This window comes from Qipengyuania pacifica (assembly GCF_019857205.1).
GTDB lineage: Bacteria > Pseudomonadota > Alphaproteobacteria > Sphingomonadales > Sphingomonadaceae > Qipengyuania > Qipengyuania pacifica.
The window spans coordinates 183,883-206,038 of sequence record NZ_JAHWXO010000007.1 but is presented as its reverse complement, the minus strand read 5'-3'; the positions used below and the strand labels follow the sequence as shown (position 1 = coordinate 206,038).

At 58.9% G+C, this 22,156-nt stretch carries 17 protein-coding genes; 13 read left to right on the top strand and 4 right to left on the bottom strand.

Annotated elements, in window-relative coordinates; translation table 11 throughout:
- The first annotated feature begins 37 nt into the window (after positions 1 to 37).
- From KYK83_RS12670 to KYK83_RS12625, 10 genes are all read left to right on the top strand, one after another.
- Complete coding sequence (locus tag KYK83_RS12670) at positions 38 to 1,180, top strand: NAD(P)H-dependent flavin oxidoreductase (RefSeq protein ID WP_063511644.1); 1,143 nt, start codon at positions 38 to 40, stop codon at positions 1,178 to 1,180.
- Positions 1,181 to 1,260: 80 nt separating this feature from the next.
- Positions 1,261 to 1,953, top strand: a complete 693-nt coding sequence (locus tag KYK83_RS12665) for a Coq4 family protein (protein WP_063511645.1) — start codon at positions 1,261 to 1,263, stop codon at positions 1,951 to 1,953.
- Positions 1,950 to 3,122 (top strand): thiolase C-terminal domain-containing protein, encoded by a 1,173-nt coding sequence (locus KYK83_RS12660; RefSeq protein WP_050599565.1) that lies wholly within the window; start codon positions 1,950 to 1,952, stop codon positions 3,120 to 3,122. The genes KYK83_RS12665 and KYK83_RS12660 overlap by 4 nt, the downstream gene beginning before the upstream one ends.
- On the top strand, positions 3,119 to 3,595 hold the full coding sequence (locus KYK83_RS12655) for a Zn-ribbon domain-containing OB-fold protein (protein WP_006834185.1): 477 nt from the start codon (positions 3,119 to 3,121) through the stop codon (positions 3,593 to 3,595). The genes KYK83_RS12660 and KYK83_RS12655 overlap by 4 nt, the downstream gene beginning before the upstream one ends.
- A gap of 6 nt (positions 3,596 to 3,601) precedes the next feature.
- Complete coding sequence (locus KYK83_RS12650; RefSeq protein ID WP_151884730.1) at positions 3,602 to 4,852, top strand: acyl-CoA dehydrogenase family protein; 1,251 nt, start codon at positions 3,602 to 3,604, stop codon at positions 4,850 to 4,852.
- Positions 4,852 to 5,943: an acyl-CoA dehydrogenase family protein gene (locus KYK83_RS12645; RefSeq protein WP_151884729.1), complete on the top strand. Its 1,092-nt coding sequence runs from the start codon at positions 4,852 to 4,854 to the stop codon at positions 5,941 to 5,943. Before KYK83_RS12650 ends, KYK83_RS12645 begins: the two co-directional genes overlap by 1 nt.
- A gap of 63 nt (positions 5,944 to 6,006) precedes the next feature.
- A complete protein-coding gene (locus tag KYK83_RS12640) occupies positions 6,007 to 7,617 on the top strand; it encodes an acyl-CoA synthetase (RefSeq protein ID WP_196847576.1) in 1,611 nt (536 codons plus the stop codon).
- On the top strand, positions 7,614 to 9,251 hold the full coding sequence (locus tag KYK83_RS12635; RefSeq protein WP_067505813.1) for a flavin-containing monooxygenase: 1,638 nt from the start codon (positions 7,614 to 7,616) through the stop codon (positions 9,249 to 9,251). The genes KYK83_RS12640 and KYK83_RS12635 overlap by 4 nt, the downstream gene beginning before the upstream one ends.
- Positions 9,248 to 10,219, top strand: coding sequence for an alpha/beta fold hydrolase (locus KYK83_RS12630; RefSeq protein WP_050599570.1), 972 nt, complete (start codon positions 9,248 to 9,250; stop codon positions 10,217 to 10,219). The genes KYK83_RS12635 and KYK83_RS12630 overlap by 4 nt, the downstream gene beginning before the upstream one ends.
- Positions 10,220 to 10,638: 419 nt before the next feature.
- Positions 10,639 to 13,575, top strand: a complete 2,937-nt coding sequence (locus KYK83_RS12625; protein WP_067506363.1) for a TonB-dependent receptor — start codon at positions 10,639 to 10,641, stop codon at positions 13,573 to 13,575.
- A gap of 440 nt (positions 13,576 to 14,015) precedes the next feature.
- Here KYK83_RS12625 and KYK83_RS12620 read toward each other — a convergent pair whose 3' ends face one another.
- From KYK83_RS12620 to KYK83_RS12610, 3 genes are read right to left on the bottom strand one after another with little or no spacing between them, the layout of a single operon-like run.
- Positions 14,016 to 15,503 carry an efflux transporter outer membrane subunit gene (locus tag KYK83_RS12620; protein ID WP_067506500.1) on the bottom strand — a complete coding sequence of 496 codons (1,488 nt, stop codon included), beginning with the start codon at positions 15,501 to 15,503 and terminating at the stop codon, positions 14,016 to 14,018.
- A gap of 37 nt (positions 15,504 to 15,540) precedes the next feature.
- Positions 15,541 to 17,094, bottom strand: a complete 1,554-nt coding sequence (locus KYK83_RS12615; RefSeq protein ID WP_063511168.1) for a DHA2 family efflux MFS transporter permease subunit — start codon at positions 17,092 to 17,094, stop codon at positions 15,541 to 15,543.
- Positions 17,095 to 17,097: 3 nt separating this feature from the next.
- Entirely contained in the window at positions 17,098 to 18,225 is a 1,128-nt protein-coding gene (locus KYK83_RS12610; RefSeq protein WP_063511170.1) for an HlyD family secretion protein, read from the bottom strand.
- Positions 18,226 to 18,333: 108 nt separating this feature from the next.
- On the opposite strand from KYK83_RS12610, the gene KYK83_RS17625 reads away from it, so the two are divergent.
- The 3 genes from KYK83_RS17625 to KYK83_RS12595 all read left to right on the top strand — a co-directional run bounded on the left by KYK83_RS17625 (position 18,334) and on the right by KYK83_RS12595 (position 21,085).
- Positions 18,334 to 18,879: a MarR family winged helix-turn-helix transcriptional regulator gene (locus KYK83_RS17625; RefSeq protein ID WP_119511589.1), complete on the top strand. Its 546-nt coding sequence runs from the start codon at positions 18,334 to 18,336 to the stop codon at positions 18,877 to 18,879.
- Complete coding sequence (locus KYK83_RS12600) at positions 18,852 to 19,802, top strand: MlaD family protein (RefSeq protein ID WP_082837520.1); 951 nt, start codon at positions 18,852 to 18,854, stop codon at positions 19,800 to 19,802. Before KYK83_RS17625 ends, KYK83_RS12600 begins: the two co-directional genes overlap by 28 nt.
- A gap of 539 nt (positions 19,803 to 20,341) precedes the next feature.
- On the top strand, positions 20,342 to 21,085 hold the full coding sequence (locus KYK83_RS12595; RefSeq protein ID WP_222828500.1) for a Crp/Fnr family transcriptional regulator: 744 nt from the start codon (positions 20,342 to 20,344) through the stop codon (positions 21,083 to 21,085).
- On the opposite strand, the gene KYK83_RS12590 is transcribed toward KYK83_RS12595, so the two are convergent.
- Positions 21,082 to 22,095, bottom strand: coding sequence for a glycosyltransferase family 4 protein (locus tag KYK83_RS12590; protein ID WP_346729467.1), 1,014 nt, complete (start codon positions 22,093 to 22,095; stop codon positions 21,082 to 21,084). The two genes, KYK83_RS12595 and KYK83_RS12590, sit on opposite strands and share 4 nt — an antisense overlap.
- Positions 22,096 to 22,156: the final 61 nt, after the last annotated feature.

Sequence of the window (22,156 nt, the reverse complement as noted above, 5' to 3'; positions counted from 1 at the left end):
TTGAGTGTGCGTTTAGGCAAGTGGCTGGAGAGGAAGAATGGCGTTGAAGAGCCGAATATGCGAAATGCTGGGGATCCGGTACCCGATCCTGCTTGCCGGGATGGGCGGAGCGAGCGTTCCGGCGCTGGCGGCTGCGGTTTCGAATGCCGGCGGGCTCGGGGTCCTGGGTGCCGCGGCGTGTTCGCCCGATCAGTTGCGTGACTGGATTCGCCAGACCCGGGAATTGACCGACAAACCTTTCGGTGTCGATACGCTGCTCCCCGCGTCGGTCAGGCGCGGCTCTGCCCCTCAAAGCGGTGCTGCACCCCAAAATCCCATGGATCTGATGGGTGAATATCAGCAGTTCGCGCGCGACTTCATGGATCGTGAAGAGCTTCCGGAGGTCGATGCTGCCGCCGCCATGCGGGCGGCGGGCGCGCCTGAAATGGGCAAGGGCGGCCCGCAGTTGTTCTCGAAGGAATTCTTTGAGGCGCAGATGGAAGTGGTGATCGAGGAAAAGGTGCCGGTTTATGCTGCCGGCCTTGGCAATCCTGAACCCTGGATGGATCGGCTCCATGCCAATGGCACCAAGGTCATGGCGGTGATCGGCAAGGTCAAGCACGCCGAACAGGTCGTCGGGTCGGGCATCGACATGATCGTCGCGCAAGGGCACGATGGCGGAGGTCACAACTCGCCGATCGGGACTATTTCCTTGATTCCCCAGGTGGTCGACGCCGTTGGCGATCGTGTTCCTGTCCTTGGGGCCGGCGGTATCTCGGATGGCCGGGGTGTTGCCGCTGCGATGATGCTGGGGGCAGAGGGCGCGTGGGTCGGCACGGCATTTCTCGCGACCGAGGAAGCGGGCATCGAGCGCTTCCAGAAAGAGGCGATCACCGAAAGCGGCGATACCGATACGGTCGTTAGTCGATCGCTTACCGGCAAACCGGCGCGCATGATCCGGAACAAATGGGCCGACGCCTGGGTGCAGGCCGGAAAGGAACCTCTGCCGATGCCCTATCAGTCGATGATCTCCGGCCCGGTCATGGCCTCCGGGATCAAGGCCGAGCGCAAGGATGTCATCCCCGGCTTCGCGGGGCAAGGCATCGGCCTGATCGATTCGATCCGGCCTGCCGCCGAAGTGATGCGCGACCTGGTCGATGGAGCCGAGAAGGCGTTGGCGTCCGCTGGTATCTACAAGTGAAGCGCAGGAGGCAAGAAGATGGCTTACGCCAAAGGTCATGAATTGCGCCGCCCCGTAGAGCCTCTCAGAGCGCTGGGGCAATGAGGCAGTTGATTGCCGACAAGGAGGATACGGCGCAGGTGTTCCGTATCGTCAAGGCATTGTCGGGCAATTCCTATTATCGGAATTTCAATCGCTTCATGAAGTCGAGCGATGGGCGGCGTATCGCTTCCGACCGGGCCGACCTACTTGAAACCTTGTGCGATCGCAAACGCCTTGCGACCTGTGCGTCTGGCACGCTTGGCCGAGCCTACCTCGATTTTGTTTACGGGGAGGGTCTGACAGCAGAAGGTCTGGCGGAAGCCAGCGAGGCCGGAGGTCTGGAGGACCTCGGCGACCCCGATGTTTCCCTCTATCGTCGGCGCCTTCGCGATTCGCATGACCTGTTTCATGTCGTCACCGGATACGGCAGGGACGCACTGGGCGAATTGTGCGTGCTGTCCTTCGGAAACGCGCAATTCTATAATCACGGGATCGCTTTCATCGTGGGCGTCGGCATTCCCAAGATGAAACTGGAAGCTGCCCAGTTGCCAGTGGCGCGCGCTGCATTTGAAGCGTGGCGCCGGGGCCGGGCTGCAGCCGATCTGACCACCTTCTACTGGGAAGAAAATCTCGATCGTCCGTTGGAGGATGTCCGCCGCGAGTTGCGACTGCGTCCGCCGGAGACCTATCAGAGGGTGCGCGCTCTTTCCGAACAGCTCGAACGCGATTACCAGGCGGTCAGGCAGGCATGAGCTTAAGCGACAAATCGGCCATCACCGGAGTGGGCGAAACCGCTTTCGTGAAAGGCACCGAGAAAACCGCGGTCGACATGATGCTGGAAGCATCGCGCAAAGCCATAGCAGATGCAGGGCTGAAGCCGTCGGATATCGACGGCATGGTTCCTCCGCCGATCTACACCACCTCGGAAGAGATGGCGGCTAACCTCGGTATCGAAGTTCTGCGCTATGCCTCTACGGTCCACATGGGCGGGGCGAGCCCTACCACGGCACTCCAGAACGCCGCGATGGCAATTGCCAGCGGCTTATGCGACCATGTGCTGGTGACGCTCGGGTGGAACGGTTATTCCGCCTTGCGGCCCAAGCCTGGCGCACCGCCGACGCGGCCGATGAACATGAACACCCTGACGAATACGATCCAAGGCTATTACATTCCGTATGGCGTGTTCCTGCCGGTGCAGATGTATGCCTGGCTCGCCACCCGGCACTCCCGAATTTACGATATCGGCCCGGAAGCGATGGCGGCCGTTGCACTGGCGTGCCGTCGCCATGCGCAGATGAATCCGCAGGCCTTCACTTATGGCCGGGAACTGGATGCCGAAACCTACCATTCCGCGCGCTGGATATCCGAACCCTTTCGCCTCTACGATTGCTGTCTGGAGACTGACGGGGCATGCGCAGTCGTGGTTTCGCGAATGGACCGCGCCAGGGACATGCCGCATGTTCCCGTGAGCATCGCCGGTGCGGCTGAAGGGCATCCTTACCCCGCCGACGATATCCCTTCGCGTCCCGACCCCTTCAAGATCGGCCTGAGCTACGCCGCGCCGCGCGCGTTCGAAATGGCGGGGGTCGATCGCGAAGACATGGATTTTCTGCAGATCTACGACTGCTTCACCTACGTGGTTCTCCTGCAGCTGGAGGCCCTGGGCTATTGCGAACCAGGTGGACAGGCAGAGTTCGTCGCGAATGGCCAGATCGAGCTGGGCGGGCGCTATCCCGTCAACACCCATGGCGGCCTGCTGAGCGAGGCCCATGTTTGGGGACTGAACCATGTCGTCGAGGCGGTGCGTCAGTTGCGCCACGATTGTGGGGAGCGGCAGGTCGAAGGCGCCCAGACCGGCCTGGTGACCGGCTGGGGCGATCTGGGTGACGGCAGTATAGCGATTTTGAGGAGGTTTGCGTGAGCGACGAGAAAGATCTGCCGCCCAAGATGCGCCCCTCGGCGCAGGCCGCACCAGCCAAGCCAAAGCCGCGCCCGCAGGATCCGGTGGAGCAGGAATTCTGGAACCGGTGTCAGGACGGCAACCTTTACTTCCAGCAGTGCGAAGGATGCGGCAGTTTTCGGCATTTGCCGCGCTATATGTGCGCCCGATGCGGTTCTCCTGAGTGGTCGTGGGAGCGTAGCACCGGCAATGGCACGCTGTTTTCCTGGACGGTGACCCATCAGGCACTGCATCCCGCCTTCGCCGGCGAGATTCCCTTCATCGCTGCGGTGGTGGAACTGGAGGAGGGAGTGCGCATGGCAACCCGGCTGGTCGATTGCGCGCTCGACGAGCTTGAGCTCGATCTGCCGGTCACGCTGGATTTCGAGCCGATCTCCGAAGATTTTCGCCTGCCAGTATTCCGACCCGTCGCGATCGCGCGCGCAGAAGGATAGACCAAGATGGATCTCGACTACGGACCCCAGTATGACGTGTTTCGCGAGGAAGTGCGCCAGTTCCTGCAAACCCACGGTCACCGCGCACCCGATGGCCAAGGCCGTGCCGCGCGCCCTTCCCCCGAAGCCGTCGAATGGCAAAAGCTGTTGATCCTGCATGGTTACACGGCGCGTACGATTCCCAAAGAATACGGCGGATACGGAGCCGAGCCGGACATCCTGAAATCGCGGATCATTGCCGAGGAATTTTCGCGCGCTGGCATCCCCGCAGGCCTTGCGAACCAGGGCATTTCCATGCTCGTTCCCACGCTGCTGGAACTCGGAACCGAAGCCCAGAAACGGCAATGGATCGAGCCGACCCTTAATGGCGAGATAGTCTGGTGTCAGGGATATTCGGAACCTGGAGCGGGATCGGACCTCGCCGCGCTCAAGACCAGCGCCCGCGTCGAAAATGGCGACTTTGTCATCAACGGACAGAAGATCTGGACCAGCACGGCCAAGCAGGCGGACATGATCTTTTGCCTTGTTCGGACCGAACCGGACGCGCCCAAGCACGGCGGCATCTCCTACTTGATCTTCTCGATGGACACACCAGGGATCGAGGTCCGACCACTCAAGACCATGACCGGTCATGCCGAGTTCAATGAAACGTTCTTTACCGACTTGCGGGTTCCCCTGGATCAGATCGTCGGGCAGCGCGGGCAGGGGTGGTACGTGGCCAATGCCACACTGGGCCATGAACGTGGCATGCTGGGCGACCCCGATGCACTGGAAAACCGGCTCCAGGCGCTGGTCAGGCTGATGCAAAAAGAACGCATCGGCCAGGGTTGCGCAATGGACAACGCCGTTCTGCGTGACCGGCTGGTTGCATTGCAAGCCGAAGTCGCGGCGATGAAATTCAACGGCATGCGCATCCTGTCGAACAGCCTTAGGGGGGATGCCGGCGGCATGGCGAAACTTGTCGTGAAGCTGCAGAGCTGTGAGCTCGCCCATCAGATTTCCGCGCTCGCGATCGACGCAATGGGCGAGATGGGCATACTCTATCACGGAAGCGAGCGCGAGCGCGAAGACGGTGCCTGGCAGTGGAACTACATGTTCCAGCTTGGTCTGATCATCGGTGGAGGCACCGCCCAGATCCAGAAGAACATCATCGCCGAACGCGGGCTGGAAATGCCGCGCGAACCCAAGTTCGCAACGCCTCCCGCGGCCGAACAGGCGACGGCCGTTGCAAGCGGGCAGAATAAGGGAGCCGCCTGATGGATTTCGGACTTTCGCAAGACCAGGAGATGCTCTGCGACGCGATCAGCCGCACTCTTGCTGATACTTGTCCGCTCGATCATGTGCGCGAATGCGCGGAGGGCTCGGTTCCCTTCAGCGACAACGTGCGTTCGGCGCTGGGCGAAATCGGCATTTGGGGAATGATGGTTCCCGAGCAACATGACGGGCTCGGGATGACAATGCTCGATGCCGCCGTTGTGGCCGAGCAGCTCGGCTATGCCGTCGCGCCGGTGCCTTTTATCGGTGCCCATGTACTGGCACCCCTTGCGCTGGCACAGGGCGGTAGCGAGGAGTTGAAGGCGCACTGGCTGCCGAGGATAGCGAAGGGCGAGGCGCAAATCGCCGTCGCGATCGCGGAAACGGTGGAGATCCGGGACCGGGCAGGCGTGGACTTCGACGGCGCAAAGCTCGACGGAACGGCTTTGTTCGCGCTCGACTTCCTGGAAGCCGACGCGTTTCTGGTAGCCGATACCGCCGGTCGTATGCACTTCGTAGCTGGCGATGCTGCGGGTCTGGAGAAGGTTGCTCTCAAAACGATCGACCGCACCCGGAGCGTAGGGGAGCTGCGGTTTTCTGGCGTAGCGGGCGAGGCTCTCGCGGACGATGGTGGGGCCACAGTCAGGCGCCTGCGGGACGCCGGCCGGGTGCTCTTGGCCGCCGATAGCCTCGGTGCGGGCCAGGCTATGATCGAAAAAGCGGTCGACTATGCCGGGCAGCGCGAACAGTTCGGACGAGTGATCGGCAGCTTCCAGGCGGTCAAGCATATGTGCGCGGAAATGGCTGCCCGCCATGAACCATGCCGTTCGCTGGTCTGGTATGCCGCCCATGCGTTCGATGCGACGCCCGACGAGGCTTCGCTGGTGGCATGCCATGCCAAATCACATACGGGCGAAGTCCACCGTTTTGTCGCCCGAACCTCAACCGAGGTGCATGGGGGGATGGGTTTTACCGATCTCCTAGGTCTGCATTTCTGGTTCAAGCGAATCGGTTTCGACCGCCAGGTTCTGGGAGGTCCCGAAGCGGTCCGGGCCGAAGCAGCGGCCTTGCAGGGGTGGACGCAGGTCGCATGAGACGATGAATTAGGCGCACGCTACCGACAAAATCGTGGCCACCAAGGAGAGAGGAATTAATACGTGATCGACTGGAACCTTGGCGACATCCTTGATGCAATCGAGCCTGCGGTCCCAGAAGATGCTCCGGCGCTGATTCACGGCGACCGGATCATTAGCTGGCCCGAAATGTCGAAGCGTTCGAACAATTTGGCGCGCAATCTGCGCGCGCAAGGTGCAGGCGACGGGGCGAAGATAGCCTTCTACATGCGCAACCGTCCCGAATACGGGGAATTGATGGCCGCGTGCTTCAAGGGCCGCCTCACGCACGTGAACATCAATTATCGTTACCGTCCCGAGGAGGTTTTCTACATCTTCGACGATTCCGATAGCGAGGTAATTGTTTACAGTTCCGAGTTCCGCGACTGCATTCTTGAACTGAAGGAACGGTTGACCAAGGTTCATACATTTGTAGAAATCGGCGATGCTTCGCAGATCGCTTCCTTCGCGCTTCCTTACGAAAAACTTGTAGAAGGTAACGGCGCGCCTCTCGATATCGAGCGTTCCCCCGATGACCTGCTGTTCATATATACAGGCGGTACCACCGGCATGCCCAAGGGCGTGATGTGGCGACACGATGATATGCGCAATGCTCAGCTCGACGCGCAAAAGCTGCTGGGTCCGGTTCCCCAGACCATGGAGGAAATGGTGGCCCTGGTGAAGCAGGGCGAGCTTGCGCGCATCACTTTGCCGGCGTGCCCGCTGATGCATGGAACCGGGTTCATTACTGCTATCGGCACGCTCATGTCGGGCGGGGCCATCGTCACGCTGTCCGATCCATCCTTCGACGCGGAAGAATTGTGGGATGCGGTGGACCAGCACAAGGTGCAGAGCATCGCCATTGTCGGTGACGCTTTTGCCAAACCCATGCTGCAGGCGCTGGACGCCCACCCGAAGCGCTGGGACACGAGCAGCCTGATTTCGATCATCTCGTCCGGCGTCATGTGGAGTAAACAGGTAAAGGCGGGCCTGTGCAAACATATCCCCCAGGTCATCCTCATGGACAGTTTTGGCGCTTCGGAAGGGCTGGGCTACGGCTTGTCGGTGACGACCGCACAGGGCGGCACCAACACCGCGAAATTCGGGATCGGGGAATTTTGCGACGTATTCGACGAGAACGACCGGAAGGTCGAGGCGGGGAGCGGCGTGCCCGGCTTTATTGCCCGCAAGGGCGCAATCCCCACAGGATACTACAAGGACCCGGAAAAGTCGGCCAAGACTTTCAGGACGATCGATGGCGTGCGTTACTCCATCCCGGGCGACTGGTGCCGGGTGGAATCCGATGGAAGCCTGACCTTGCTGGGCCGCGGCAGCGTCTGCATCAACACCGCAGGTGAAAAGGTTTACCCCGAGGAGGTGGAGGAAGTGCTCAAAACCCATCCCGCCATTGCCGACGCGCTTGTCGTCGGGGTGCCTGACGAAAAATGGGGCGAAGCGGTGACCGCTGTGGTGCATTTGACCCAGGATGCGGACTTCGACGCGCAAGCGATCAAGGATCACGTGCGCCAGCAACTGGCAGGTTACAAAACGCCCAAGGCGATTTGCCCAACGCAAACCGCCTTGCGCGCGTCAAACGGCAAGGCGGATTATACTACGGCTAAAGACATCGCGAAAGCGGGTGCCGGGGCCTCGTGAGCCATTCGCCCCCTCCTGACTATGATGTCGTAATCGTCGGGGCCGGGTTCAGCGGAATATACCTGCTTTACAAGCTGCGTCAGGCGGGGTTCGATGTTCTGCTGGTAGACGCAGCGGAGCAGCCGGGCGGAATCTGGTACTGGAACCGCTATCCGGGAGCACGGGTCGATTCCCAGGTTCCACTTTACGAATTTTCCATTGCGGAAGTATGGAAAAGCTGGACGTGGAGCGAACGATTTCCAGGCTGGGAAGAACTGCGCGCCTATTTCCTCCACGTCTGCGATACGCTCGACCTCTGGCCGGCAATGCGAATGAAAACACGGGTCGAAAGCGCGCCGTTCGATGAAGACACCGCCTGCTGGCGATTGAAGCTCGACGATGGCGGAAAAGTAAGCGCGCGTTTCCTCTTGCCGGCGCTGGGGTTCGCCTCGAAACCCTACATTCCCGATATCCCGGGCCTTAGCGATTTCGAAGGCGAATGGTGCCATACCGCCCGCTGGCCGCAGGAAGGCATCGACCTTTCCGGCCGCCGGATCGCCCTGATCGGCACGGGTGCCAGCGGCGTACAGGTGGCGCAGGAGGCGGCAAGCTGTGCGGAGCAGCTGACGCTTTTTCAGCGAACCCCGATTCTCGCCCTTCCCATGCGGCAGGAAAAACTGGACGCTGATCGTCAGCTTCGCGAAAAATCCGAATATCCCGCTGTCTTCCAGAAAAGGCTTACGACAAGTGGCGGTTTCGAATGCCAATCGCTGGACATCTCGGCCCTGGCTGTGACCGAGGAAGAGCGGACTACGCATTTCGAGGATTTGTGGCAGCGAGGAGGGTTGCGCTTCTGGTATCATAATTTCGCTGACATACTGACGAACGAGGACGCCAATCGCCACGCCTACGAGTTCTGGCGTGACGAGGTGCGCGAGCGGATCTGCGACCCGACCATTGCCGAGAAGCTCGCTCCCGATGAGCCGCCACATCCCTTCGGGACCAAGCGACCATCGCTCGAACAGAATTATTACGAGATCTTCGCACAAGACAATGTGACGCTGGTCGATCTGAACGACACCGCGATCACTCGCGTCACCGAGGCCGGGATAGAAACAGCCACTGGCATGATCCCGTGCGATCTCATTGTCTTCGCGACCGGCTTCGATGCCGGTCGTGGCGGGCTCATCGACATGAACATCACCGGCCGCGGTGGGCTGGCGCTGGCAGAAGCATGGAAGAGTGAGATCAAAGCCTATCTGGGCATGGCCGTCGCCCAATTTCCGAACATGCTGTTCGCCTACGGCCCGCTCAGCCCTTCAGGCTTTTCCAACGGTCCGACAAGCGCCGAAATCCAGGGTGACTGGATCTGCGATTTCCTGATCTGGCTGCGCGATAACAGGATCGGCCTTTTCGAAGCCGATGCGCTGGCCGAGCGAAGCTGGACCGATATGGTCGCCCAAGTAGGGTCGATGACGCTCTTCCCCAAGGCTGAATCGTGGTACATGGGCGCCAATATTCCCGGCAAACCCCGACAACTGATCAATTTCCCCAGCGTATCTGGTTACGCCGATCTATGCCACGATGTCGCACGGCACGATTATCGTGGTTTTATCAGGAATACACTATCCGGTATGGAGACTGCGCCGAAATGAATGAAATGAAACCAATCCACGACGGGTCAACAGATATTGATCCCGTATGGGCCGGCGACGGGGCGGATATACCCGAATGGTTCGCCTGGGCGCTGAGCGTGCCCCGTGAGGAAGGCTTCGTAGAGGTTGGTGGCGCGCGGGTGCATTATCTTCGCTGGGGCAGGCGTGACCGGCCCAAATTGCTCATGACTCACGGTTTTCTCGCCCATGCCCGCTGCTTTGCCTTCATCGCACCGTACCTTGCCGAAGACTACGACGTGGTGGCGTTCGATCTGGCCGGTATGGGCGATAGCGAGATGCGCGGCGTGGCCGATATAGCTGCGCGGGGAAAGGAATTTGTCGAGATCAGCGAAGCGCTCGATTTGTTTGCGGATGGAAGCAGACCGACGATCATCGCCCATAGCTTCGGCTCGGGTGCAGCGCTGACCGCCGTTTCCCAATCGCCGGATGCCTTCGCCGGCGTTATTGTCTGCGATCTCATGGTGATGCGGCCCGAAAAGCTGGAGAAATACTGGACCATGGGCAGATCGAGCCCCGGGTCGGGTAATCCTGACAAACCGGTGCGACGCTACCCCACCTACGAAGCGGCGCGCGAGAGGTATATCCTGTCGCCGCCGCAGGCAGTTGGTGAGCCGTTCCTGATGGATTACATGGCCTATCACTCTCTCCGCCGCGATGGCGAGGAGTGGACATGGAAGTTTTCTCCCGAAGTGTTCCGGCGCAGCAACAAGCCCGACGAATGGCTGACAGTAGGCCAGAGGCTGGTCGATGCGCCCGGGCGCAAAGCGATTGTGTACGGCGAGAAAAGTCAGCTCTTTGATCGCGATTCCGCCCGCTATATCCGGGAACTGGGAGGGGGAAAGATACCAATTGTTGCAGTGCCCGATGCACGCCATCATCTCATGCTGGATCAGCCGCTCGCGTTCGTCGCTGCGCTTCGGGCGGTACTGGCCTTTTGGAGCCTCTGAGATCCCCCATACTAAGAGGCTGGTTCCTGGTCAGAGGCCAGCGAGATGGGGGCAAAGGGCGTTCATATTCATCTTGTACTATATCCGAACCATTGTCGCCGTCGGCACGACGAACGCTTCGTTGGTCTCGATGCCAGCTGGGGCAAAAGCTTTATCGGGAGCAACTCGCTTAGCGCGCCAACCATTGCTGATCTTTAGCAAACGTTCACTCCGCGTGCGATCTGGATCGTGGCCCATGGGGTCAAAAGATAAGGCGCTTTACTAATATCACGCGGACGTATATGCCCATGGACGGGGATTGGGCTAATTCTTTCCCTCTCCTCTCCACAGACTAAGGGGCGACCCTCGAGGTCGCCCCATTTTGCAGTAAGCGGCGGAGCCAATTATCGTCGCACTGAAGAGATGGGAAGGGATGCTATATGACACTGAGAGCGATGGTGCTCGCCACTTCGGCCATCTTGGCTTGGCCGCAGATGGCTTTAGCGCAGGATTCCACAACTGATGAGGCGGAACCCCAAGGATCCGTAATCATCGTGACGGCCCAACGCCAATCTCAAAGTCTGCAAGAGGTGCCGATCGCGGTCAGTGCCTTCGATGCTACGGCTCTCGAAAGCCAGCAGATCGAAAACGCTGCTGACCTTCAATTGACGCTCCCGAACGTCTCATTTTCGAAGGGCAACTTCACCGGGTCGTCCTTCACCATCCGTGGTATCGGCGATCTTTGTGTTGGTGTGACGTGTGACGCAGCGACGGCTATCCATATCAATGGTTCCCCTCTTTTTGGTACCCGGCTGTTCGAAACAGAATATTTTGACCTTGAGCGAATTGAGGTCCTACGGGGGCCGCAGGGCACCCTCTTCGGCCGCAACGCTACCTCGGGTGTTGTCAACCTTGTGACAGCCAAGCCTGACCTCGGTTCTTTCGGCGCGGCCGGAGAGTTCGAGTATGGGAATTACAACAGCATCAAGGCCGAGGGGGTGGTCAATGTCCCGATCGGCGATTCTATCGGCGTTCGGGTAGCCGGATTCTTTCTGAATCGCGACGGTTACACCACAAACCTTTTCGACAATTCGGATGTCGACGACCGAGACATGTACGCTGTTCGTGGTTCTCTTCGTTTTGAACCCGGTGCCGATACCACTCTCGACTTCATGGCATATTATTTCAGGGAAGATGACACCCGTTTACGTAATCAAAAGCAGGCCTGCCAGCGTGACCCGCTCGGCGTGCTGGGTTGTCTGAACAATCGCCGCGACTTTGACATCACCAATGCCAATTCCACAGTCGGCGCAACGCTCAGTTCGCAAGAGTTCTTCGCTATTCAGGGAATTCCCTCAGTACTGGGATTGGGAAGCCTGTACGGCCCCGATGCATTTGCAGGATTCGATAAGCCCGACGATGTGCGCACGGTAAACACGGCGTATACTCCATTCTATTTTGCCGATGAAGTGCAGCTACAGGCCCGTCTCGAGCAGCGCATCGGAGCTATGACACTGACTGCAACCGGTCTTTATCAGGACACCGAAGTCGATTCCCGGCAGGACTACTTTCTGGGCATTCAGGATCGTACCGCCTTTGCTACGGCCTTGAACGTGTTGTCCGGCTTCGCGGCCAACGGTTTGCCTACCGGCCTCCCCGCACCTGCACCGGCGTTCGTGCCAGGTTCGTCGGCGTATTTTACCCCGATTGTGGAGGCTCTCATCCCCAATGGCCCAGGGGGCGTATTGTGCACCTCCGATAACGATGATGGGAACAGGGGCGCGTTCGAAGGTAATGTATTGTGCGGCGAAACGCCGCTATCCTTCGACAGGTCTTCAGAGCAACGCGAATCCTGGAGCGGCGAAATCCTCCTTTCCAGTGATTTCGACGGAGCATTCAATTTCCTGCTCGGAGGGATCTATGCAAAGTCCAAGACTACCGACAACAGTTACTATGTAAACTCATTCGCGCTTGACTACGCCAGTGCCATTCTGGGATCGTTTGGTACTTTGGCAGGCGGTGCACCGCCATCCTACTTCGCAACATCCATGTACCGCAACAATTCTCTCGAGGCTAATCTTGAGAGCTTCGGTGTGTTCGGGGAGATCTACGTCGACCTGACCGAGCGTCTGACCTTCACCGGAGGTTTGCGGTATAACGACGACAAGAAAGACGTGACTGCGCGCACGACCTTGATTAGCTTCCTCAATCCTTACGCGAATGACGGGGAGCCGTTCGACAGCCCGATCACTCCCTTAACCGGTCCCTCTGGTCTTTTTGATGCCGATCCTGGTACGCCAGGTGAGCAGCTGACGCAATTTAGAGAAGTAGGTTTCGATGAAATAACCGGGCGTGCGGTGCTCGACTACGAAGTTACGCCTGACAATTCGATTTACGCATCTTATGCCAGGGGCTATAAATCCGGGGGTATCAACCCGCCCCTTTCGCCCGTTTTCGATGTGGCTGAAAGCTTCGGATCAGAAACCATCGACGCATTTGAAATCGGATCGAAAAATACCTTTGCGAATGGCGCACTGCAATTAAACGCTACTGCATTCTACTATAAGTATAGCGGGTTGCAGCTTAGCCGCATCGTCGCCCGTACCTCAGTTAATGATACTATCGATGCCGATATCTGGGGTGTGGAACTAGAGTCCGTTATCCGGCCCGATCCCGATTGGCTTGTCAACTTGACGTTCAGTTATCTCAACGCGGAAGTTGCCGGCGACCAGTTCTTCTCCAATCCGCGCGACCCGGGTGGCGGCGATCCTGATGCCGTCATCATCAAGGATATCAGCAACGGTGCTAATTGTGCCGTAACCGGGCCAGCCCCCGGCGTGGCCGACGCATTCGTCGCCGGAGTGAACGCAGCTCTGGGTCTTCGTGGTCCCGAAGAATTTCCTAACGACGGCAATCTTGCGTCAAGCGGCGCATTCAGCATTTGCGATGTCTTGGCCGGAGCCGTTCCGGCGGGCAGCGGCCTTGCGGTATTAAGCCCTGGCGTAGAGGTCAACTTAAAAGGGAACAAGTTGCCGCAGGCCCCCGAAATGAAGGTTTCGATGGGTGTGCAGTACACCGCCACTTTCGACAATGGCATGACTCTGGTTCCTCGCGTGGACGTAGCGCTGACTGGTGAGCAATACGGCAATATCTTTAACGGCAGGGTCAACCGGATCGAGCCATTCGTGCAAGCCAACGCGATCGTGCAGTTGAACAGTGCGGATGAGCGTTGGTTCGTGCGCGGATTTGTTCAGAACATTTTCGACAGCAGCTCGGTGACAGGCTTGTACTTGACCGACGCATCCTCGGGGAATTTTACCAATATCTACACTTTGGATCCTCGTAGATATGGTGTTGCTTTGGGGTTCAGTTTCTAACAGGTCCAGATCGTGTTGGCGGGGAGATTGGTGGTCCTCCCAACGACCCGAACGGACAGTGCCAGCTAGTTCGTATTTCGACCCATGACTTTATAGCTTTTCCAGAGCGGCGTAATGCTCGATGACCGCCTCGTAAGCCTACCGACAAGGCGGTCATCGAACCGGCCAAATGCGAGCTGCACTCGAAATGCTTTTACGATCGCTCGTTGATGTCGCTACGAGATGCTCGCGGAAAGCTTAAGGCCTTACATAGATACGACAATGAAGAGTCACCGAATAGTGCAATCGGGATATCCGATGGTGATACTGGCAAACGCACTCTGCGAAAGGCGGAAACATGCTGACCCCTATGATCCAAGATTGGGTCAAAGTGCACGAGGTGCTGACGCGTTAGGAAAAGTTGGAAGGGGCTGCGGGGCAGACTTCTGAGAAAACTTATCCTAACTCTGTTCAGGTTTCATAACTGATTTTCGATCGACCGGAGCAGGCTCAACCGACGTGCGATTGTCGCGAGACAATTCGACCCATCCCAACCCAAGCGACTTCTGGATCGCGATCCAGCCATTTGTCATGGCGGCGATCGCCCGATCGAGATTTGCTCTGGCCTGTTCGCGCTTGCGGATCGAAGTGTTGAGTTCGCCTTGCGAGATTACCCCCGCGGCGCGGCGTTGCTCGTTAAGCTCCGCAGCCGTGTCGGCCTGTCGACTGATCTGCGCCAGCGCGGCTACGTTGGCTCTTTGTTGCCCGAACCGGGCAAGCGATTGTTCGGCGTCGCGCAGTGCGCCAAGGACCACTTCAACATAACGCGCTTCGGCCTCGTCGCGCGCACTCTCGGCCTGATCGATCGATGCTGCCGTGCGGCCGAAATCAAGCAGGTTCCACTGTAGCCGCGGCAAAGCGATTGCCGATAAGTTGCCCGGGTCCAGGATGTCGTCGGGCTCCGATCCGCCCAAACCGAGAATCCCCATGAAGGAAATCTTGGGGAAGCGAGCAGCCTCTGCCACGCCAATCCGCGCATTCGCCGCGGCCAGCATGCGTTCGGCGGCTCGAACATCCGGCCGCCGCGCTATTAGCGCTGCGGGATCGCCCACCGCGACCCGTTCGGGGGGAAGCGGAATTTCGGCCTGAGCCGCCAGGAGCCCGTCGAGTGCGCCGGGCGCTTCGCCCGTCAGCACCGCGAGCGTGTCTTTGAATACATCGATGTCCGCTTGAGCTTCCGCGATCTGCGACTTGAGCAGTTCGAGCTCGGCGTTCGCGTTACCGACCGGGAACAGCGCGAGAGCGCCCTGTGTATAGCGCTGATAGGTCAATTCGAGAATTTGCTGCTGCAAGTCGCGCTCTCGCTGGACAAGCTCGAGCCGCCCTTGCGCTTCTCGCAGGCTCACATACGCCCGCGCGATTTCGGCGGCGAGCTGGACTTTCGCATCCTCGGCGTTCGCCACCGAGGCCGCAGCCTGAGCGTTAATGGCCTCGACACGCCGTGCCTGCCCCCCAGCGAAATCGATCTCCCAGTTTGCGTTGAGCCCGAGGTTGTAGACGCTGAGGCTGTCCTGCTCTTCGGTGTCTGCAGGAGCGCCGGGCGATCCCGGGGGCGGGCCGCTGCCGATATCTAGCCCTGGGATATTCGCCTGGACCGCAGTCGCCTGCGCAGCCACGGCGGGTAGCCGGTTGGCGCGCTCCTGGCGGACAGAAGCCCTTGCCTGTTCGATGCGAGCGCGCGCTGCGGCCACGCCCGGATTGCCGGCCAGCGCACGCGCCTCAAGTTCATTGAGAACCGGATCGCCGAGCAGCGTCCACCAGTCGCCGGCAATCGGCGCCAACGGATCGATTTCGGGGCCGGCCCGTACGAACGCATTGCCTGCGTCGGTCGCAAGTTGCGGGGGGCCGGCATAGTCGGGACCGGACATGCAACCCGCGAGGAGCGCCATGGGAGCGAGGAGGGTTAGGGTCTTGCGCATAGAGTTCTCAGTGCATCGAAAGGGATAAGTTCTTCGGGAGAGGCTTGAGGAACAGTACCAGCGGCACCGTGACCAGGGTAATCGCGCCCATGGCGAAAAAGACATCGTTGTAGGTCATCACGAACGCATCGCGCTGAATGATGCCGGAAAGCATCTCCAGCGCGGCCTGTGGATTGCCCAACGACGCCGTCATGGTGTCCAGGTATTCCTGTAGCCGGGGACTGTTGGCGTTGAGAGTTTCTTCCATCCGCCGACTATGATGCCACAGGCGCTGGTCCTGGAACGAAGCAAGCCCGGCGAGCGCGAAAGAGCCCCCTAGGTTTCGCGCCGCGTTGAAGATGCCCGAAGCATCGCCGGCATCCTCCTTGGCAACCGAAGCTACCGTCGCCTGGTTGAGGAACATCATCGTGAGGATCATGCCGATGCCGCGCAGGAACTGGCTTTCGGTGAACACTCCACCTCCCGATTCCGCTGTCAGATTTATGCTGACGAAACAGCTTAGCGCCATGATGAACATGCCCGCGCCGACCGCAATGCGGATGTGAATCCTGCGGATCATGAACGGGAGAACGGGCATCAACAGGAAAGCCGGAACGCCCATCCAGAAGATCACAAGTCCGGTCTGCAAGGCATTATAATCGGAAATTATCGCGAGAAATTGCGGGATCACGTAGGTCGAGCCATACATGACCATGCCAAGCGCCAGTGCCATCACCACGACGCTGGCAAACTGCCTGCTGAGCATCAGGCGCAATTTGAGCACGGGTTTGCGCGCGTAAAGCTGTCCGTAGGTCAGAAGTGCAAAACCCACGACCGTCATCAGTGTGAGCTGGACGATCAGCGTGGAATCGAACCACTCCTCACGGTGGCCTTCTTCCAGAACGATGGTCAGCCCACCCAACCCAAGGATCATACCAGCTATTCCCGCCCAATCAGCCTCGCGCAGGTAAACCCAGTCGGGCTTTTCATGGGGTAACCCGATGAATAGTAAAGCAAGGAGCAACGCGCAGACGGGCACGTTGACGAAGAAGGCGTAGTGCCAGCTCAGGTTCTCGGTAAGCCAGCCCCCCACCAACGGGCCCATTACCGGCCCAAGAACCACGGTCATTCCGAAGAGCGCCATGCCAATCGGCTGTTGCGATGGAGGCAGTCGCTTTGCGACGATGGTCATGGCGGTTGGAATAAGCGCGCCGCCCATGAACCCTTGACCGGTGCGACCGATGATCATCGTCGTCAGATCGGTGGCAATGCCGCACAACACCGAAAAGGCCGTGAAGGCAGAAACCGCGACGATGAGCAGCGTGCGAAGGCCGAGCAGTCTTTCCAGCCACGCGCTCAGAGGGATGATGATGATCTCGGCAACAAGGAAGGCTGTCGCGATCCAGGTGCCTTCGGTTCCGGTCGCGCCGATTTCCCCCTGGATCGTCGGCAGCGCCGAATTGACGATCGAGATGTCAAGCGTTGCCAGCATCGCCCCCAGCGCACCGGCGGCTACGGCGATCCAGGCCGTAGCATCGGCCTTTTCGACCGGCGGCGAAACCGCTGCAGCGGCGCCTGCCATCGGTCAGTCTCCGGCCGCGTTGCGGATCGAATCGAGTTGGTCTCTAGCGGCGCGCGTATCGACACTCGCGACAACAGACATGCCCGGCACCAGCAGACGCAGGATCTCGGGCGAAGCCTGAATGGATATGCGCACCGGGACGCGCTGAACGATCTTGGTGAAATTACCCGTCGCGTTCTGTGGCGGAAGGATTGAGAATTCTGCCCCGGTCCCGGGGGCGATGCTTTCCACTCTTCCTAATAGCTCGAGGTCCGGCAGCGCGTCGATTTCCAAGGTGACGGGTTGCCCCGGGCGGACAAGTCCGAGCTGCGTTTCCTTGAAATTTGCTGTCACGTAGAGGCGGTCGGTCGGTACGAGGCTCATAAGGCGTTGGCCAGGCTGGACAAATTGTCCAGGTCGGACCGTGAGGTCACCCACCCGCCCGGAAATACTGGCCTGGAGCGTGGTCGATGACAGGTTCAGACGGGCGGCCTCGAGTTGCGCACGAGCGGCGTTGGCTTGCGAATTGGCCTGGTCTATCTGCTCGCTAAGCGTGTTCTGTCGGCGCTGTGCCGCCGTGAGCGCGGCGCGCGCTGCCGCGACTTGAGCCTGCGCTTCTCTGGCCTGGGCCTCCAGCTGATCGAGCCTCTCGCGCGGCTCCGCTCCCGAAGCGGCAAGGGGGCGGTACCGGACAACCTGCTCAGCAGCGAGACCAGCCTGTGCAGATGCTGCTGCGAGCTGTGCACGGGCCTGGGCAATTGCCGCGTCCTGCTCTTGTTGCTGGGCGCGTACCGTATCTGCTCCGGCGAGCGACGCGGCGATCTGGGCTTCGACCTGGTTCGTTTGGGCACGATAATCTCGCACGTCCAGCTGGACAAGTGCATCGCCCGACGCGACCGTTTGATTCTCCGTCACTAATACGCGCTCGACGTAGCCCGCAATTTTGGGGGAGATGATGACGCTGTCGGCGGCAATATAAGCGTTGTCGGTGGACTGCTGGAATCTGCCGTACGTCTGATGATTGTAATACCAGTAGCTCCCGGCGAGCAGGACCAGAATGCCGGCGATCAGCAGACCCAGCCGGACCCGCGGACTGGACAACCCCGTCGGACGTGCGCCTTCATCGCTAGCCCCTGCTGTCTCGTCCGCCATGATTATTTCGCTCCTCGCCATCGTTTGAGCCGCTGCGCGAGCGATATAGCGGCCAAAACAAAATGCGAAAGTCCTTTACTATTTTTCTCCGATCGATAGGAATGTCTCATGCCAGAAGATGAGGGCACTCTCGCACTCGACAATGTCATCACCCACGATGATCGAGCGATCTTCATGATGGACCAGATCAGCCGCGCCGCGCGCAAGGCATTCGATGACCGAGCACAGCCGCTGAGCCTCAATCGTACGCAGTGGCGTGTGTTGGCGCAGCTCATCAGAGCTCCTGCCCTGAACCAGACGGACATCGCCAGGAGACTTGAAATCACATCCTCCAGCAGCGGCCTGGAAGACATGACGCCTTCGCGCTTGAGTGACCGGACGCGGCTTGCGCAAGTCATAGCAATATTCGGTCGCCACGGGCGGGGCGGCATCACGCCCGTGTTGGGACTAGGCCGATCTCAAACCAAAACACATTCGACGCGCCCGGATGCCCCGCTCGTGGCGATTGCGCCAGGGGACGAACCTCGGTCATGTTCTATAGCGGACAACCGAATGGAGCATGCGGGACGCGAACTTTCATTGCACCGGCCCTCTGCCGGACGAACAAACCGCTGGCGGCGTGCTAGATGGAAACTAACGCAAACTTCTCCCTAGTGGCGTGGATCGTTGGCATTCTGATGCTTACGACCATCGCTTTCGCGATGTGGCTAATCGATCCCAGACCAAATCAGGAAACATATCAGATCAAGTTTGATCGCTCCGTGGAAGGCCTTCAGTCGGGATCGACTGTAACACTATTGGGAGTCCCTGTGGGACAGGTAACATCGGTCCGTCTGGCGGAAAATGAACCGGAAAACGTGGTCGTTGTTCTGACTCTCGATCCTTCTGCGGCGAAAGTCCACGGCCTTGAAGCGACAATCAGCACGGATCTGATAACTGGAGAGGCTGCGCTCGTGCTCGAGGGCCGACGGGGTCGTGAGGGCATTTACACCGACAAGTCAGGAAAAAAGATCATTCCCGCCGCGGACGAAACCGGACTATTGGGGAGGGATGCGACCGCCACTGTAGAGACCGTGGCAAATAGCATTCGCGCTCTGAACGAAGGACTGGAGCCAGAAAAGCAACGGGTGATCACCTCCGATCTTGTCCGGCTTCGAGTCACGACGGCCGCACTCGCATCGGACGCCGAAGGTTGGGACGAACGATTGGCCTCAACAAAAGGAAGATTGTTAGACTTAGGGCAAAGGGTTGGTGGATGGGGAAATAATCTTCGAGATGCAGATCGGCGGATCTCAGGGCGGAGCGCTTCTGCTATCGCGCAACTACGCCTTCGCCAATTCAGGGAGGGGGTGCAGAACGCTGAAAACAAACTTTCCCAGATAAGGAGTGGCATTCCGGCGGTCGAAGATTCTTTGGTTGAAGGTGAAACGGACCTTCGCGAACTTAGTCGCGAACTTGCTCCTCTCAGTGAAAAAATCGAAGATATTCAGGTTGAGGGAATTACATCAAATCCTCCCCTCCCAGACTATCGGCCAAAAAGAAGAGAAGCTGGAACGAATATCGATGATTTAAAGTAAACCGAACGGATGACTGCTTCCGGGCAGAGCGCGCAGCCCGTAAAATAGCGGAGATTGGAGCGCAAAGCGGATAACGACCTACTCCGCGGTCAAGTTTGAAATTGAAATTCCGAGTCCTAAAAAAGGCATCGAACCAATACATTAGAGGGATTTTGCGGGCCTTTTGCGGGCTTTTCAGCTTGACCGAAATATCTAAACATCAGAAATTAAACGGAAAAGAAGTTCGAATGTGATGCCTCTTCTGGCACCATCTTTCGGAAACTAACGCAAAATAGCGATGTGAGCTTAGGCACCTAAGGCCGGGGTCATCTGAAGAAGGCTTCAGCAAGCTCGTTGTTCGGCGCTGCATGTCGCCGGTGCCACGTCCCGCCAGGCTGGCGCGGTGAAATCAGCTTCAGCTAATCGCATCGTGCTTGGTTATTCGAAGTGTTGATTGACCTTCTGCACAATTCTACCTTGCCTGACTTAAGTTAGTTGCTCCCGCTTTGACACCGGCCTGCCGGGCAGATAGCGAAGCGTGGAACAAACAGGGACTATCTGTGCGCACCGAACTATTCCTCAAAGGCAGGCTTCGACACGATCTCAGCGCGGATGAGAAGAGCGCTCTCGAGGATGCCGTTGTCGATGTCGTCAAACTCGATCCGCGCAAAACATTGGTTGAGCGGGGCGAGCGGATAGAGAATTCCTACTATATCATCGAAGGGACGATGCTCCGGCATATCGATGATCGCCGGGGCGAACGCCAACTGGTCGGTCTGAACGTCACGGGCGATTTCGTCGACCTGCACGGTTTTCCCATGAAACGGCTCGACCACAATGTGGCATCGCTCGATACTGTAACCTTGGCCAAAGTGCCGCACACGGCGATCGCCCGGCTGGTCGAGCGTTTCCCGCATCTGGCCCGGGCGATGTGGTTTTCGACCTTGCTCGACGCGGCCATGCATCGGGAATGGATATTCCGTCTGGGGCGTCTCAATGCCGAGGGGCGGATAGCGCATCTGGTTTCGGAGATAATCGAGCGGCTCAAATTCGTCGGGCGTTTTGATGGCACCAATCTACCGGTTCCGCTGTTGCAGCGCGATTATGCAGAAGCGTGTGGTATTACCTCGGTCCACGCCAATCGCAGCTTCAGAAACCTTCGTGAGCGCGGAATTCTCGATCCACAAGGCGATGGCAGGATTGTCATCCAAGACGAGGCGGCATTGAACAAGCTGGGCGAGTTCGATGGCGACTATCTGTATGGCGACGGCGACCTGGCGCTGGACACACTGGACGACCGTTAGGCGCCAAACTGGCGGTAGAGGTCCGTTATTTCGCGGGCCATTCTGTCGGCCGAAAACCGTTGCTCGAACGTCTTGCGGATGATGGCAGGGTCGAGGTTGCGAATTTCCGGCAGACGATCGAGCGCCTCCTCAACCGAATTGACGATAATACCCGTTACCCCATCATCGACGATTTCGCGGACACTACCCTCATCCCATCCGATAACCGGAGTTCCGCATGCCATGGCTTCGATCATGACGAGGCCGAACGGTTCAGGCCAGTCGATCGGGAACATCAGGGCCAGTGCGTTCGACAGAAAACCTTGCTTCTGATCGTCCGTGACATTGCCCACGTGCTGAATAGCGGCATCAAGATGCGGTTTAACGACGTCGTCGAAGTATGTTGGATTGCCGGGGTCTACCGGCCCCGCAAGTTTTAGGGTCAGACCGCTCTGCCTGGCGAGCGCGATGGCGCGATCGGGACGTTTCTGGTCAGTCATTCGCCCGAGGAAGGCGAGGTAGTCAGTGCCGCTGCCTCCGAAGGCGTACCGGTCAAGCGGTATGCCGTGATGCACCACTCCCGCCAAGTTGGCGCGAGGCACGTCCAAGGCTTGCCGCCGAGAAATTGCAATGACCCGTTCCTTCGGGAAGCTTTGAAAATGTCGCACGTGATCTGGTTCGTCCGCTCGCCAGTGAACCGTGCGAAATGTCGGAATTCCTAGTGCAGCACATACTCCGCTCGCATGAGCCGAGCCGTGGAGGTGTACGACGTCGAACTGCGCAGCGCGCGTTACGAGATCGGCGAGTTGTTCCGCCTCCAATTCTGCCGGGAAGCCGGGCGTCAATTTTCCATATGTGTCGGAAGATGCGGAGGCTGAGCGATAGCTCCCGACTATTTCGACGTCCGTTAGCCTACTGTCGCAAGGCGCGAACACAGTGACCTCATGCCCCGCTTTGGCCTGCGCCGAAGCAAGATCGGCGACGACACGCTCTGTCCCGCCATACGTCTTCGGCGGGACGGGATAAATCACGGGTGCGACATGAGCTATACGCATAGAACTAACATAGATTGCCTGCTATTTCAGGAACTTA